The sequence below is a fragment of the Methanosarcina sp. UBA411 genome, from assembly GCF_002495725.1.
GTDB lineage: Archaea > Halobacteriota > Methanosarcinia > Methanosarcinales > Methanosarcinaceae > Methanosarcina.
The window spans coordinates 38,536-53,449 of sequence record NZ_DAGK01000003.1; the positions used below are offsets into that span (position 1 = coordinate 38,536).

The 14,914-nt window shown below is 38.4% G+C and carries 16 protein-coding genes and 1 tRNA gene; 11 read left to right on the forward strand and 6 right to left on the reverse strand.

The window, feature by feature from the left end; all coding sequences use genetic code 11:
* Nucleotides 1-84 precede the first annotated feature (84 nt).
* The 6 genes from BP861_RS01275 to BP861_RS01300 all read left to right on the forward strand — a co-directional run bounded on the left by BP861_RS01275 (nt 85) and on the right by BP861_RS01300 (nt 4,177).
* Nucleotides 85-504, forward strand: coding sequence for an HIT family protein (locus BP861_RS01275; RefSeq protein ID WP_292371781.1), 420 nt, complete (start codon nt 85-87; stop codon nt 502-504).
* A gap of 170 nt (nt 505-674) precedes the next feature.
* Nucleotides 675-902: a sulfurtransferase TusA family protein gene (locus BP861_RS01280; protein WP_292371783.1), complete on the forward strand. Its 228-nt coding sequence runs from the start codon at nt 675-677 to the stop codon at nt 900-902.
* Nucleotides 903-920: 18 nt separating this feature from the next.
* Nucleotides 921-1,340 carry a DsrE/DsrF/DrsH-like family protein gene (locus BP861_RS01285; protein WP_292371785.1) on the forward strand — a complete coding sequence of 140 codons (420 nt, stop codon included), beginning with the start codon at nt 921-923 and terminating at the stop codon, nt 1,338-1,340.
* Nucleotides 1,341-1,572: 232 nt separating this feature from the next.
* Nucleotides 1,573-2,739 carry a cysteine desulfurase family protein gene (locus BP861_RS01290; RefSeq protein ID WP_292372066.1) on the forward strand — a complete coding sequence of 389 codons (1,167 nt, stop codon included), beginning with the start codon at nt 1,573-1,575 and terminating at the stop codon, nt 2,737-2,739.
* A 115-nt stretch (nt 2,740-2,854) separates the two neighbouring features.
* The gene (locus tag BP861_RS01295; RefSeq protein WP_292371787.1) at nt 2,855-3,490 is read left to right on the forward strand and encodes an iron-sulfur cluster assembly scaffold protein; all 636 of its coding nucleotides are present in this window, start codon (nt 2,855-2,857) and stop codon (nt 3,488-3,490) included.
* A gap of 543 nt (nt 3,491-4,033) precedes the next feature.
* Nucleotides 4,034-4,177 carry a hypothetical protein gene (locus tag BP861_RS01300; RefSeq protein WP_292371789.1) on the forward strand — a complete coding sequence of 48 codons (144 nt, stop codon included), beginning with the start codon at nt 4,034-4,036 and terminating at the stop codon, nt 4,175-4,177.
* Nucleotides 4,178-4,735: 558 nt separating this feature from the next.
* On the opposite strand, the gene BP861_RS01305 is transcribed toward BP861_RS01300, so the two are convergent.
* Nucleotides 4,736-4,906, reverse strand: coding sequence for a hypothetical protein (locus BP861_RS01305; protein WP_292371791.1), 171 nt, complete (start codon nt 4,904-4,906; stop codon nt 4,736-4,738).
* 476 nt (nt 4,907-5,382) lie between these two features.
* Between BP861_RS01305 and BP861_RS01310 the strand changes: the two genes are divergently transcribed.
* From BP861_RS01310 to BP861_RS01320, 3 genes are read left to right on the forward strand one after another with little or no spacing between them, the layout of a single operon-like run.
* On the forward strand, nt 5,383-6,345 hold the full coding sequence (locus tag BP861_RS01310) for a lysylphosphatidylglycerol synthase transmembrane domain-containing protein (RefSeq protein ID WP_292371793.1): 963 nt from the start codon (nt 5,383-5,385) through the stop codon (nt 6,343-6,345).
* Nucleotides 6,321-7,451, forward strand: coding sequence for a glycosyltransferase family 4 protein (locus tag BP861_RS01315; protein WP_292371795.1), 1,131 nt, complete (start codon nt 6,321-6,323; stop codon nt 7,449-7,451). The genes BP861_RS01310 and BP861_RS01315 overlap by 25 nt, the downstream gene beginning before the upstream one ends.
* Nucleotides 7,426-8,142: a polysaccharide deacetylase family protein gene (locus BP861_RS01320; protein ID WP_292371797.1), complete on the forward strand. Its 717-nt coding sequence runs from the start codon at nt 7,426-7,428 to the stop codon at nt 8,140-8,142. Before BP861_RS01315 ends, BP861_RS01320 begins: the two co-directional genes overlap by 26 nt.
* Before the next feature lie 139 nt (nt 8,143-8,281).
* Here the strand turns inward: BP861_RS01320 and BP861_RS01325 are convergent, their stop codons facing one another.
* The 3 genes from BP861_RS01325 to BP861_RS01335 form a co-directional block, all read right to left on the reverse strand.
* A complete protein-coding gene (locus tag BP861_RS01325; protein WP_292371799.1) occupies nt 8,282-8,677 on the reverse strand; it encodes a DUF2769 domain-containing protein in 396 nt (131 codons plus the stop codon).
* A 128-nt stretch (nt 8,678-8,805) separates the two neighbouring features.
* Entirely contained in the window at nt 8,806-9,204 is a 399-nt protein-coding gene (locus BP861_RS01330) for a DUF2769 domain-containing protein (RefSeq protein WP_292371801.1), read from the reverse strand.
* A gap of 583 nt (nt 9,205-9,787) precedes the next feature.
* Nucleotides 9,788-10,096: a hypothetical protein gene (locus tag BP861_RS01335; RefSeq protein ID WP_292371803.1), complete on the reverse strand. Its 309-nt coding sequence runs from the start codon at nt 10,094-10,096 to the stop codon at nt 9,788-9,790.
* Between the two features lie 1,401 nt (nt 10,097-11,497).
* Between BP861_RS01335 and BP861_RS01340 the strand changes: the two genes are divergently transcribed.
* Nucleotides 11,498-11,749, forward strand: a complete 252-nt coding sequence (locus tag BP861_RS01340) for a CBU_0592 family membrane protein (protein WP_292371805.1) — start codon at nt 11,498-11,500, stop codon at nt 11,747-11,749.
* A gap of 459 nt (nt 11,750-12,208) precedes the next feature.
* On the opposite strand, the gene BP861_RS01345 is transcribed toward BP861_RS01340, so the two are convergent.
* A complete protein-coding gene (locus BP861_RS01345) occupies nt 12,209-13,369 on the reverse strand; it encodes a hypothetical protein (protein WP_292371806.1) in 1,161 nt (386 codons plus the stop codon).
* 595 nt (nt 13,370-13,964) lie between these two features.
* Nucleotides 13,965-14,348 carry a methyltransferase family protein gene (locus BP861_RS01350; RefSeq protein WP_292371808.1) on the reverse strand — a complete coding sequence of 128 codons (384 nt, stop codon included), beginning with the start codon at nt 14,346-14,348 and terminating at the stop codon, nt 13,965-13,967.
* A 464-nt stretch (nt 14,349-14,812) separates the two neighbouring features.
* Here BP861_RS01350 and BP861_RS01355 point away from each other — a divergent pair.
* A tRNA-Gly gene (locus BP861_RS01355) sits at nt 14,813-14,884 on the forward strand.
* Nucleotides 14,885-14,914: the final 30 nt, after the last annotated feature.

Sequence of the window (14,914 nt, forward strand, 5' to 3'; positions counted from 1 at the left end):
CGAGAGAAACAGGAAGTTATGGGTTACGAAAAAAACAGAACCCTGATATAAGTGTATTCCCTAAAACTCTAAGGGGATATGGTTATGATGGAAGATTGCCTTTTTTGCAAGATAATAGCGGGGAAAATTCCTTCAGAAAAGATCTATGAAGATGATGCCGTTTTTGCATTTTTAGATGTTTTTCCAGCGAGTGAAGGGCATACTCTAGTGGCTCCTAAAAAGCACTTCATCAGGTTTACGGATATGGATGCGGAAAGTATTGCTTCGCTTTTTGAGGCTGTAAGGAAGATTACAGCTGCAATCGAGAAGGCATTTTCGGCAGAGGGATCAAATATTGGAATCAATAATGGAAAAGTTGCCGGACAAGAGGTTCCCCATGTACATGTACACGTAATTCCTAGGAAAAAAGGAGACGGCGGGAGAGGAATAAAATCAATAGTATGGACTGAGCCTGATACTACCAATCTGAAAGAAATCGCAGAAAAAATCAGGAGAGCGCTCTGAAAAGAAAGACGATTCAGGATAAGAAAAGGAATTTCCATATAGAACTTCTCAGATAGAGTTTTCAATAAGAAACGATAATATATTTTTTGGAATATAACGAATTTGGGGAAAGATGACAGGAAGAACTGTTGTCAACTTCTTCTGTCTCTCTTACTTTGGGGATAAGAATAATGGCAGAAATGGAAATTGATGTTAGGGGGCAAACCTGCCCGATTCCGCTGGTAGAGTGCAGAAAGGCCTTAAAGAAAGCCTCTCCAGGGGATCTTGTTATTGTTAAAGGGACACATCCGGCGTCAAGAAAGGAAATTCCTATGGCATGTGAAGCGATGGGGCTCAAAGTGTTGGGTATTGAAGATAAAGAAGGAGGTAAAGAGTGGGAGATAAAGATCCAAAGATAAGCCGGAAGAGGAATGAAAATGGGAGAAAAGACGGTCATTATCCTGCACAGTGGCGATATGGATAAGGTATACAGCGCACTTATAATTGCTAACGGAGCCTTAGCAATGGGTATGGAAGCCTCCATATACTTTACCTTCTGGGGGCTGATGCGCTTGAAGAAAGGAGAACTTGATAAGGGGCCACTTTCCAAAATGAATATGCTGGGGCTTGGCAGGCAGATGATCAAACGAAGAATGGACAGAGCCAATGTTGCTTCACTTGAAAGACTGATGAATGATTTCAAGGAACTTGGTGGAAAAATAATCGCCTGCGAGATGACAATGGAGATCATGGGATTAAGTAAAGAAGATCTTCGAACGGATTGGATAGATGAATGGGGAGCTGTGGGTTCGTATATTCAGGAAGCAAGGAACGCTAATGTAACTCTCTTTATCTGAGGCTTAAAGAAATTTAGGATCTCATTTAGCCTTGATTTTAGGGTTTAAATTGTCACGAGAATGTAGATTTTTCCATAATTTGACCTGGTTTAGATGTAGTCAGCTAATATTACTATTCAGGAAATTACTACCCAAAGAATTTATTGGATTGAAAACCTTGAAACTTACTGGAGAACCTGAGATTTAACTGAAAAATTCAAACTTAATTATTTCAAATGGGGAGGGAGAAAAAATATTTGAGAATGTAACATATCTTGACAATGCCGCATGCACCCGGTTGGATGAGCGGGTACTTGAAGCAATGAAACCCTATTTTTTTGATATCTATGCAGTAGCAACATCAGAATTTGGCTATTCTATGGGTATAGATGCAAAAGAAGCACTTGAAAGGTCCCGCGAAAATATAGCTTCAAAGCTTGATGCAAATTCGGAAGAGATTATCTTCACTTCAGGATCCACTGAGTCAAGCAACACCGCGCTGAAAGGAGTAACACTGGCTCTTAAAGAAAAGAAAGGAAAGCATGTTATTGTCTCGAAAATCGAAGATTTTCCTGTGCTAAATACTGCAAAAGCCCTCGAAAGACAGGGCTTTGCTGTGACTTTCCTTGATGTTGACTCGGAAGGATTTGTAGATCTTGAAGAGCTTAAAAACATTATTACAAAGGAGACGGCTCTTGTCTCAATTCAACAGGGAAACCAGGAAATAGGGACAGTGCAGGATTTGAATGCTATCTCAGAAGTATGTGAAGAAAAAGATGTTCTTCTGCACACAGATGCCACTCATAGTTTTACCCGGCTCCCTCTCAATGTAAAGGAACTGCCCGTAGACCTGATAACTATGTCCGCCCATACCATCCACGGCCCAAGAGGAATAGGTGCTCTTTACATCAGGAAGGACACTCCGATAACTAAGTTCATGGATGGAGGTTTTCAGGAGTTTAACCTCAGGGCAGGGGTAGAAGATATTCCATCAGCCGTCGGTTTTGCAAAGGCTATAGAACTTGTAACCGAAGAGGAAAACAGAAGGCTAAAAGCGATGAGAGATCGCGTAATTGAAAAATCCCTTTCCGAGATTCCGGAAGTTACCCTCAACGGAAGCTGGGAAAAACGCCTGCCTCAAAATGCAAATCTGACTTTCCACTACGTAGAAGGCGAATCCATAACTTTGCATATGGATATGAGGGGTTTTGCAGTAAGCACGGGCTCGGCCTGTTTTAGCCGCTCCCTTGAAGCCAGCCATGTAATCAGGGGTATAGGAGGAGATCACGAGAGAGCACACGGTTCTGTGCGTTTTACCTTCGGGCGCTATAACCATATGGAAGACGCTGATGCAGCAATCGAAGCAATGAGTGAGATCGTAGCAAGACTCAGGGAAATAAGCCCCCTTGCAAGAAAATGAGTGGAAATCGATGGAAAGAAAGCGCACAAGGGGAAGCAGACTATAGGCATTTTAGACGATTTAGGCATTCTAGACGATTAGGAATAAAAATTAGAGAGAAAGAGAGAGTGAGACAATGAAGTTTCCTTACAGTCAAAAAGTGCTGGAACATTTCAAGAACCCACACAATGTTGGGCAGATCGAAAATCCTGACGGAAAAGGCCTTGAAGGAAGCCCGGCTTGCGGAGATATGGTAGCGGTTTACATTAAAGTAAATCCTGATACTAAGGTTATTGAAGATATAAAATTCGAATCTTACGGCTGTGCATCAAATATTGCTACCGCGTCGATTATAACAGATCTTGCACGTGGAAAAACTCTCGACGAAGCAAAGAAAATAACATGGAAACAGGCTTCGGAGGAACTTGGAGGGCTTCCTCCAATCAAAGCCCACTGCTCAGTACTTGCAGTTGAGGGTCTGCGAGCCGCAATCAAGGATTATGAGGAAAAACACGGGCTTGTAACCGAGAAAGAGCCTACAACCGAGGAAGTTATTAAGAAAAGACTAAAGCATGTCATGAACCCTCTGACCGGCCTTGATATAATTCGCACGAATCTAATCCTTAAAACGAGTATCGAGGACGGGGTTGTGAGAGTGGTTGTAGACCTGCCTGCAAACCATCAGTTTGCTCCAGCGATAAAAGAGGATATTATGGAAAAACTGGGGTCTTTGTGGGATGTCGAAAAGGTTGATGTTGTGTTTACAGCCTGATTATCAGGTGAGATCCGATCCGGTTAAAAATGAAGAGAGGAGTCTTTTCTCCTCTCAAATGAAGTTTAGCTCAAATAAGCTCAGAGATGAGAAAGGCTTCATGAATAAATAAAATTTTGGCTATATGAAACAAAAATCAAAGTGTAGAGTGGGAATTCTAAAAAGGAGTTTGATACAAAGCTGGAAACCTGGAGGTTTTAAGACGATAACCCGCAATAAACCTATAATCTTTGCCCTGCTAATAGTGTCACTTCTTGCTATGTAGACGGATTTTGCAACGGCAAAAGAGACAACAATAGTTGTAAAAAGTGCTGATACCCCTGCTAACAGGGTAGTTATTTTCAATGCATTTTCGCCCGAGGAAATTGAGATACACTCAGGAAAAGTGTTACCTGGACTAATTTTAAGAAGCCAAAAGGATCATTAGTGCTTGTAAGTGCCGATGAGCTTTAGGAAGAGACAACGTTTACTCCAAATCTCATAAAGATAGAAAAGGTAGTGACTATTTCGTGGGTAAATTACAAAAAGCCAAAGGGACCCTCAGTGCTTCAGAGTGAGGATGGTTTGTGGGAAAAACAAACTCTTAACTACGGAAAAGCATTTTCATATACATTTAAAGATTCAGGAACTTACACATTTAGTCTAGAAGGAGTCCCAGAAGCAAAATCTACTGTTGTAGTAAAGTAAAAAAGATATATTGTCCAAAAAGTTGAAGAAACTCACAATAAGAATCCGTGTTAAGAAACCCAATAAAAACCTAAAAAATTACCACCTACGCAAAAACATAGAGAAATATAAAATAGATGTACGGTAGTGGGGGATTTACTATTTATTCATGAAGTGAAATCAGTCAGTGTAAAGTTGAATAATCAGGAAAAATAAGTAACGGTTTATTTCTCGAAAACATTTACAATATTTTTTAATATTTCCCAGATAGGAGTTTGCTGAGGGCATTTTCTTCACATTGCCCGCACTCCGTACATTTTGAAGCCTTTCCTGCTTGGAAGTTTTCATCCATAAAATTGTACTGGATTTGACACATACTCTATGGATAAGAGTCAGCGGTTTCATTAAATAGCCAGATTATCATGGAAAGAAAAGCCTATATGTTTTATTCTCCCATCTTCAATAGAGGATTTAAGGAATTTGAAGGTTCCTTACATAATTACAAGGGTCCAGAAGTCACTGTTTAGCGCGTGAAGCAGATTAAAATCTATATAATCTCTCCTGAGCCTTTCAAGTTGCTCATTTAAATAACGTATAGTTGACACCGCGATCTATGGCGTAGCGAATTATATATGCAGCTTTTTCCTTGTCGGCTTTTGAGTTGTCTCCTTCAAGTGTAGGAAGCCTCATGGTATCGAACCCAAGTATTGAGACACTTTTCTTCGTTTGACCAAGCTTTCTGTATAGCATATACGCCTACCCCTCAATATAAAAATGAGAGATTCACGCCCTAACCAGACCCTTAATACATTTTGTCAGGATAGAATATAACACTCTATGGGTTCAGCAGCAGGACATATGTAAGCAAAAAGGAGTTCAATAAAAAGAAAGGAAAATATCTGGGGAAGTATATGAGGAGTGATTGGACTTAATAAGGAACTCAAATCAGAGCTTAATGTCAAAGAAACAGCATAATAACAGGTATTATATAAAAAGAGCCTAAAAATAGAATGGGGATTACGGTAGAAGAGGAGAGATATCTTTGATGAGTTATAGCATCGAGTACATAAGAGAACGCTTAAAAAGTATTCTTTTTCTGATCAGGAAAACTGCCAGATAAAGAATGTAAATAGGTCTCATATAGGTAAAGTCTCATCAAGGCAGATTTTAATAATGAAAAATCATACACAATAAGATTTCATTCTGAACTCCTTGAAGGTGTATTTTTGGACAAGGGAATCTTAAAGAAAGCAATACTAGCCCTCTTACTGCTCACAGCAGGAGTATTTCTGATTAGTATTTACTGGGCAGATATTGTACCTGTTCTGAGAGAAAGCTTGAAAATTCTTAGCAAAACCAAAATAAGTTATTTCATTCTGGCATTCTTAGCCTACCTTCTGAGTGTATACTTATTCGCTGTCCGCTGGCAGCAGGTTCTCTCCTGTCTAGGCTATGATCTTAAACCTACAGATCTTGTTCCCGTTATTTTCGGAGGGATATTCGCAAATAATTTAACTCCGGCAAGCAGGGCAGGAGGCGAACCACTACGTATAATTTGGGTTAATAAGCAGTTTGGAATAAGTTATACTAATGCTTTCGTGTCAATTCTCTTTGAAAGGTTGGTTGAAGCAATACCTATTACCATGCTATTAATTTATGTTCTATATTCATTCCCTTCGCTAGATATCAAATTCTTGCCCGTAAAAACTAGTTTTAATTTAAGCTCAACCTATTTGCTGCTTTTAGTCTTCCTCGTAGTAGGAGTCATAATATGGATTTTCCGAAAAAAGTTATCTTCACTTCTCGAGAGTATTTATGAAAATTGGAGACAACTTCGCAAATCGTTTGTTTCTGTTCTTCTTTTATCCTCTGGAGTCTGGATTCTTGACATAATACGTCTCAAGCTGATTGCTTTAGCTCTAAATCTTCCTCTTTCTCTATACTTGATTGCAACAGCCTCTATTTTATATCTGCTGCTTGGAAGCCTGCCAATAACCCCTGGAGGACTTGGAATAGTGGAAGGCGGTCTGATCTCTGTCCTTCGCTACTTAGGATTATCACTCGCCTCAGCAAGTAGCTTCGTCTTTCTTGAGCGTTTTATTTCCTTTGGGCTCAGCAGCGTGATTGGATTCCTGTGCCTGTTTTATTATGGAGGGTTTAAAATATGGAAAAATATAAAATCGCACTGATCAGTGACTGGTATTTTCCAAAGGTAGGAGGAATCGAGTATTCCATGCACACCCTTGCTAAAACTCTGAGCACGTATGGATATGAGGTAAATGTCATTACAAGGAGCTATCCGGGCGTCCCTGAATACAGTATAAGAGATGGGGTATCAGTGATAAGGGTCAAAGGTAGACCTTTACCAGGGCAGAGTCGATTTCTCATGCCCAGTGCATACAAAGAACTCTTCAGTCTTTTGAAGAATGGGAATTATGAGATTGTCAACCCTCATGGGCTGGATTCTCCACTCAGCATGGGAGCTCTTCTTGCATCCAGAAAGCTTAGAATTCCTGTAGTTGTTACTAATCATTCCCTTGTGGGAAATACGCCATATCATTCTTTCCTTTATCTTGCAGGCAGATTGCTTCTAAAAAATACTGACGCTATAATTGCTGTCAGCTCGGCAGTTGAAAGAGATTCAAAACTAATGACAGAAAAACCTATTTACCGGATTTTCAATGGAGTTGATTCTGAAGATAAAATCGTCAAAGTCCCCCTTCCTAATAATACTGAAGGAAAACTCGTGATCGCCACAGTTGCGCGTATGACAAAAAAAAAGGGTGTTCAAAACATTGTAGCTCTCGCCCCTTCTCTTCTGGAAAAGCATAAAAATTTGCTATTTGTAATGATAGGAGACGGCCCACTCAGGGAAATGCTGGAGAGTACTGTAGAGGAAGCAGGTTTATCCGGGAATTTCTATTTTACAGGGGAAGTATCCAGGGAAAAAGTGCTGGGGTATCTGGATCAGGCTGATATTTTTGCCCTTCCCTCGAGTAATGAGGCTTTTGGAATTTCAATTCTGGAAGCAATGTCAAGAAAAGTTCCTGTTGTCGCAATGAATAATAGTGGGGTTTCGGATATCATCAAGAACGGAGTAAACGGTTACCTTGCAAACAACCTTACCGAATTTTCCTCCTTCCTAGAAAATTTGATAGAAAACCCAGCCCAGCGAGCCTCCTTTGCCAGGGAGGCTTTAAGCGGGATTTCAAATTATGACTGGAACCGGATCTGTGAACAGACAAGCAGAGTATATACAAGTGTTATTTATGAAAAATATCACAATAACCGTTGATGTGGAAGAAGATTGTCCTCCCATGCTTACAAGTACGAGAGGAATGGAAGAAGGGTTGCCTGAGTTACTAGACCTTTTCAAAAAAGAAGGGATAAGAGCAACCTTTTTTGTTACCGGAATGATGGCTGAGCAGTATCCTGATCTTATAGACAGAATTCCGGGAGAAGGACACGAGCTTGGATGTCATGGATATACCCATGCACGTTTTGACAGGATGGAAAAGGAAGAAGCAAGGCTTGCTCTTAAACAGGCTGGAAAAGTTCTGAGGCAGTTTGAAAGGAAACTGGTCTCTTTCAGGGCTCCAAATCTCCAGTTCCCAAAAAGTTACCTCGGACTTCTGGAAGAAGAAAATTTCCTGTACGATTCCTCTATTGCATCATATAAGCCTCCGTTTCTCCGGAGCAAAGTAAAAAGCAAAATAATAAGGATTCCTGCGACGATTACGTCTTCATTTATAAGGCTGCCTCCAGGACTTTTCATCCCGCTAATCAAGCACTGGGAGTCTCCGGTTATATTTGTTCATCCCTGGGAATTCGTGGATATGTCAAACACGCCCATACGCCTGGATTGTAGGTTCAATACTGGAGAAAAAGCCCTTAACAACCTCAAAATCCTGATTCGCGCTTTAAAAGCTCAACACTACATCTTTTTAACTTTGCAAGAAAGAGCAAAACTTGAAAAATATCAGTGACTCCCTGAAGAAGGTAAATACAATCCATTTTTTCTGTAAAAAGTTCTGATTAGGAAAATGGTTCAGAACTCTTATTGATGTAGAATATAATAGAAATATAATTGGTTTTGGGATGAGCTCCCAATCTGCAAGTTAAAGATCAGGTCGCTTTGCCTTGCTGACAGAAGTGATTATTGGGATCTGCATTTTTGAGATCATACTCATTCCAGACCTCACAAGAACCGCAAATGCATTTTCTATCAAATTTAAGGTCCTGGCATCGGGCTTCACCTATAGAACAGTATGCTCCCGGGAAGTTTTCAGGATTAGGAACTTCACCTGCTGGCATATTCTCCATTGCTTGTTTTGAACTCCTGATTTTGTCTTGTGCACATTTACTGTCAGCCTGAACCGGGCACTGTGGGCATCTACATCTGCTAATATTTTCCCGTTCATAAGGAACTATAAAATCTGCATCCCTTTCAAAAGTTACATTTCTGTCTCGAGGTGTTATAGAGTCACTTTCTCCGATTGATGTATCTCTTCCTTTATTCACATTATTCCCCCAAATTAAGCTATTTAAATAAAAACTTAAAAAAGATCAAAAAATAGAAGAAATTAAGAAATATAGAACTTACTTTACAAAATAATTAAAAGTTAATTTTAAGATTTATATTAAACAAATTATGTCGCTCTACCGTGCTGACAGAAGTGATTATTTGGATTTATCTCTTCGAGACCATACTCTTTCCAGACTTCACAGGTACCACAAATGCATTGTCTGTCGAAATTAAGGTCCTGACAGGTAGCTTTTCCTGTGGAGCAGTATATTCCTGGAACGTCCTCAGGATCTGGGACTTCTCCTCCGGGCATATTTTCCATTTCCTTTCCTGAACTCTGAAGTTTTTCCTGAGCACATTTACTGTCGGCCTGAACCGGACACTGCGAACACATACATTTTTCGATATTTGACCGTGCATAAGGGACTAAAAAATTAGTACCTCTTCCCTTCTCTTCTGTAAAGCGGTTTTCTGCCTCTGTAAAAGATCTTTTCTCAGTCGGCTTACCTTTATTTGTATCCATCTTATCCCCCAAATAGAGAATATATAAGGTTAATTTTATAATTTTTACTTCATTGTAGTTTAAGAGATCGAGAGAATAAAAGCCTTTTCAGTTATAGAACGAGTATAGAGTAATCATAGAATGAGTAGGTAATAGTGTTCTGAAGAAGTTACTTTACTTATAATCAAATATATTTCAATTGGAAAATACCGAAAAAAAGCAGGAAGAAATTAAAGTTATTTAATAAATGGTAATGAAAACTTCAAGATTTTCTCCTTGATCAAAGTTATTTAAAAGTCAGAGATTTAGAAAGCTTCCAAAATAAAGTATCTCCAGATAATAAGATTTAAGAAAATAAGAAATTAGACACATTCGTAAACCAATTTCGAGAACTGCGAGCCAGCTTCAAGAAAGGAATTACGCAGTTTAACTGAAGAACCAGTCGCATGAGACTTCATTACTACTTAAGCTCGTAAGTCCTGTTAAAAATATCCCATAGAGATATTAGATTGAATAATTGAGGAATTTACTGTCCCTGCAATCCGATACAAGGCTTTACGAATGGGTCACCATTTGTTTTCACTTTATCATGCCAACCTGGTTATCACCAGTCGCCAAACCAGTTACAATTTCCTCCGAAGAAGCAGCTCTCTCCGAAGAAGTATTTGAAGAAGATATTGAAGTCAAAGTCGTCACATTTACATTTTTTCTTGCAGTCACATTTATCCTTGTGGCAGTCACACTTATTCTTCCAGTCGCAGTCACACTTATTCTTCCAGTCACAGTCACACTTATTCTTCCAGTCGCAGTCACATTTATTATTCCAGATGCCTGCACTGGCTGATGTAGCTGTCAGTGAAGCTACGAAAAAGACCAGCACTAAAGCACTCATTGTCCTTTTAAGTATTCCCATTTGTATACACTCCTCCAATTTGATACGACTTTAAAGCTGTTGGTAATCATTTTTGTCGGTAATTGCAGCATTCAAATATTACTTTATCAGTTAACCATCTATCTAGTTTATAGATGGAAGATACGTACTATTAAATTTTACACAGCGAATTTTACGCTCAGTTTAAGTGCTGAAAAAAATATATACCGATGAAAATGATCTCAAGTTACCCCAACAAATTGTACGTACAACAGGAGATTATACTCAAAGAATATAATAGATATAGAAATATAAATTAGAAACCATTATTAATGTAAAAGATATATTTAATAATATATAATTTGTAGTTTATTTTAAAGGGGTTTTATAATTACATACTTTATTATTGTGATTAGTATTACTTTTTGTTAATAACGTATTTCAAAACTCAATTTATGCTTAATCCAAAGAGCCTTCATGATTGATCCAATATTCGAAATTGAATTGATAATTCAAAAGATGAAGTTCAAAAAACGGGTTTAGAATTACGTAATAACCTGCAAGTCTGTCTGAGTCTTTGCCTAAAAAATGATAGAAAAAGAAGATTTTAAACAGGATTCATTTTTAATGTGATTAGAGCGATCTAATAAGTATTAGGGCTACTCTCACTGAGATAAGGGGACAATAACGGGCTATGTTTGCTTTTTAAGAATACAAGTATGTAATATTCATAATTGAGCAAAGGGTAGTATAGTTCTTTAGGGGTATAAAAAGGAGCTCTAAGTAAACATTTTTATCCAATTTATGGCATAATTCTACTCATAATTTTGTTTGTAATTGATATTGTTCTGCAAACCCCTGAAGAACCCATTGTAATGCTACGCCGATTTGCAGGAGCATTAGCTTATTTGACGATGTTCCTTGCAATGATCTCATCCGAGTACATGGCCAGAATGAGAAAAATATCAGGACTGCCTTTTATAAAAGCCCACCACAATCTGGCTAGAATTGGAATCCTATTAATTTCTTATTCACCCACTGACTTTTGTATTACAGGGGCGAGACATTCAGATATTTTCCCCAATTTCTCCGACAAATATTTATATTGTATTAGGAGAGCGTCCGGCTCTTTATCTGCTCCTTCTGGTTGCCGGAATTGCGATATACAGGAAGAAATACAGGAACTGAAAGCAAGTTCACAATCTTAGTTATCTGGCCTTCTTGCTGGTTTCAATAAATGCGGTGATGATAGGCGCTGACTTCAGATTTAATATAATGAAAATACTTGCACTTGCAATGGCAGTTACTGTGATAGCTATGTTTATACAGAAAAGGTCAGCATCAGGGCAAAAAAGGTATAAACAACTAAAAATCCAGAACAAAGCCGTATGTCAACTGATATAATGCAAAAATATATAAAAGTAAAAAATATATTGTCTATAGATGATTGAACTTTCGGTAATTGTAGGCTCAACAGGTGTACTTCTGTTGCTGCTGGCCTTTTTTCTCAATCTATTTGAAATACTGAGACAGGATACGAAAACCTATGCAGTTCTTAATGTCGTGGGAGCAGGGCTTTCGTGTTATGCATCAATTCTTATTGATTACATGCCTTTTGTAATTCTCGAAGGAACATGGGCACTTGTAGCCTTTACAGGCTTAGTTCGGCTGCTCAAGAGACCAGACAGGGAATAAAAAACAGGATAAGGACTGATAGCAAAAAATTGCAAAGAAATATAAAGGAAAATCATGGAACAAAATATTTAACCGGAAAAACGATTGTTTTAAGCTAAACTTCTATTCGTGTCAGCAATTTTTCAAATAAATTCTTTTATGAGTATGTTCCCTCACCTTTGGTACTGCCTGCCATCTTCCAGTCGTAATCATGTCCCAGTTTGGTTCCGGTCAAATTTTCATTCTGATTTCTAACTGACTGTAGACATTAAAAATGCATAAATAATGTAATGAATACCGGAAATAGTTGAAAAAAGATAAGTAAGAACTGTAAACTGTAAAATTACAAGTTTGCAGCCTCACTTTTAAGCTGAAATCTCTAATCGAAACTTACTTCTAAGCTGAAATTTCTAATCGAAATAATACTATGCATTACTCATACTTCATTACTAACATTTTACTGTCAACAGTTACGTCAAATTACCTATTTCCAGCCGCCATATTCCTGACCGTAGACACGTTCTCAGTAATGTTGCACGTAATGTTTTTAGTTATTATTTGAGTAGTGTCACCCATATTTCGAATTATAATTACCTTTCCAGCTACATTACCCGTTTGCCCGCTAGTTCCGGTTATATTATCCATTTTTCCATCCGTTCTAGTTAGGTTATCCGCGTCTCCGATTATAGCAGTATTTTCGTCAGTTTCGAGAATATAATTCATTTTTTCAGCTATTCCCATGTTATCGATTCTTTCGGCCATTGAAGCCATCTTATCCATATCTATGAATACAACCATGCGTCCGGTCATGTTACATACCATGGGTCTAGTCATGTTTTCCGTTCTTCCAGTTACATTCTCCATTCTTCCGGTCATGTTCCCCATTCTTCCGGTCATGTTCTCCATGCGTCCGGTCATATTTTCAATTCTTCCGGTCATGTTCTCCATGCGGGCGGACATGTTCCCCATTCTTCCGGTTGTTTCGGAGATATTACACATCTTTCCAGCCACTTCGGCCATACTACCCATGTTTCTGATTATAATCATTTTTTCAGTCAGATCATATTTTAAGGTCCCAGTAAAACTCCCATTCATGAGTACATTTATGTTCTCCGCTCTTCCGGAGGTTCCGGTCATGTTCTCTGCTCTTTGGGCAATTCCGGTCATGTTATCCATATTTCTGGCTGCTTCACATGTCATGGTTCCAGTCACATTTCCAACCATGAGCACAGCCATGTTATCCATTCTTCCAGCTATTCCTGCAGCTTTGTCCATTCTTTCGCCCATTCTGGCAGTTGCAGCATCCATCTTTCCGAACATAACCATTTTTCCGGGCATATTATCTATTTTACCGATAATAATCGCGCTTTCGGTCATATTACCCATATCTCTGATTATAATGACCTTTCCAGTCACATTACATGTCACAGGTCCGGTCATATTTCCAATTCTTCCAGTTACGTTCTCCATTCTTCCGGTTATGTTATCGGTTCTTCCAGTAACATTGTCCATAGCAACCATAACCGCATTTCCGGTCACGTTACATGTAATGTTTTCAGCTGTATTTCCGGCCATAATCATATTCACGTTATTCATGTTCTCGGCCGTATCAGTCTGTGCTTGTACAGATACAACAGACAATGTTAGACACAGTACAAGTAGAGAAACTATTAATTTCACTTTCATTCTTTACCCCCCGTTACGAGCTTGACCATCGGATCGCTCATGCACTAAATTAAATAAAAAGTAATTTAATATAAATTCGATATATAATAAATGATCAGCTTATAAATAATTAATCTCTATTAACTATAGAGACTAGTTGGGTTTTGAGGATCGGATGGCATAGTAAAAGTAATCATTCTGTCATATATTTATAAAATTCATCCCAAAATTAGAGATTATCTCTATGAATGTTATGTTCTGAATAATTAATCGAATCATTGATCATGAAAATAGTTATGGAACTACACTAGTTAAGAATAAAATTGATTGTGAATGAGCTTATCATATGTAATATGACAGATATTGAGTAGCATATGTAGAAATAACAAAGAAAAATCGTATTTAATGCTTACCTCAAATTGTCTGTAATCAAGTTTTTGCTTTCAGATAAACATTGTCTAAAACTTCTTTTGAGCTATCTACCACATTTTTTACGTATTTTGATGTTTTCAGATTCATTCTTCACCAGATAAACGGCACAAGACGGTATCTTACCTTCTTTGTGTATTCTCTATATCCTGGAAGATCCTAGTAGAGCATTACTGTCTTCGAAATATGTGCGGAAAATAAAAGCTACAGCAATTAACAGTGCAGGGATCAGTCCGTAAAGGGAATCAATGATGAACGGAGCGCAGCCATAAAACAGAATCATACCGACATAACCAGGGTGTCGGACAATGGCATAAGGTCCTGTGGAAATAACCCTGTGTTCTTTCTCTTTTTGGACGCGGACTGCAGTTTCAAAAAACTTGTTTTCGACCATTGCCCAAACTAAAAACCCCCAGCCCACAACGGAAAATATTACTCCAGCAACCAAAAACTCCATCCCGATGCTGGGAACACGTAATTTTCCCACATCGAGACCGCATACAATAAACATTATGAAAAGAAACATGAAATAGAACACCGCAAACAGCTTATCCCATCACATCATTTTTCCCATTTCATTTCACTCCGTGCTTTTATGATCTCCGGATTGAACTTAAGGAAAATAACCATGTCGAAGAGCAACGAGATGAAATAAAGGCTAAAGAAAAACCATGCTCTAGGCAGGTCAACTCTACCGGCAGAAAGAAAAAAACACCACTATAAACAAGAATAGGACTGAAATAACCTATGCAGCCCTTTTGACAACTGCATCCCAGAACAATGCATCTTTTTCCACTTAAACCCTAGGAATAAATTGTTTATGGTGTTCAAAAAGATTTTGATAGTTAAATTCGGGGCCTGCGGAGCTTGGCAGGAATTTAACCTTTTCCCCATAAAACAGCCATCCTTGACATTCCTTCTTCGTTACCGAAACCTTTAATATCTAAAAGATGCATGAGAAGAATACACATCACTTCTATACATCTTTATGCGACTGTGGTTTAGTGGCTATGACCTGAGCTTCCCAAGCTTAGAACCCGGGTTCGAATCCCGGCAGTCGCATTGAATACGTTTTTAAATCAGCCCTTTTTA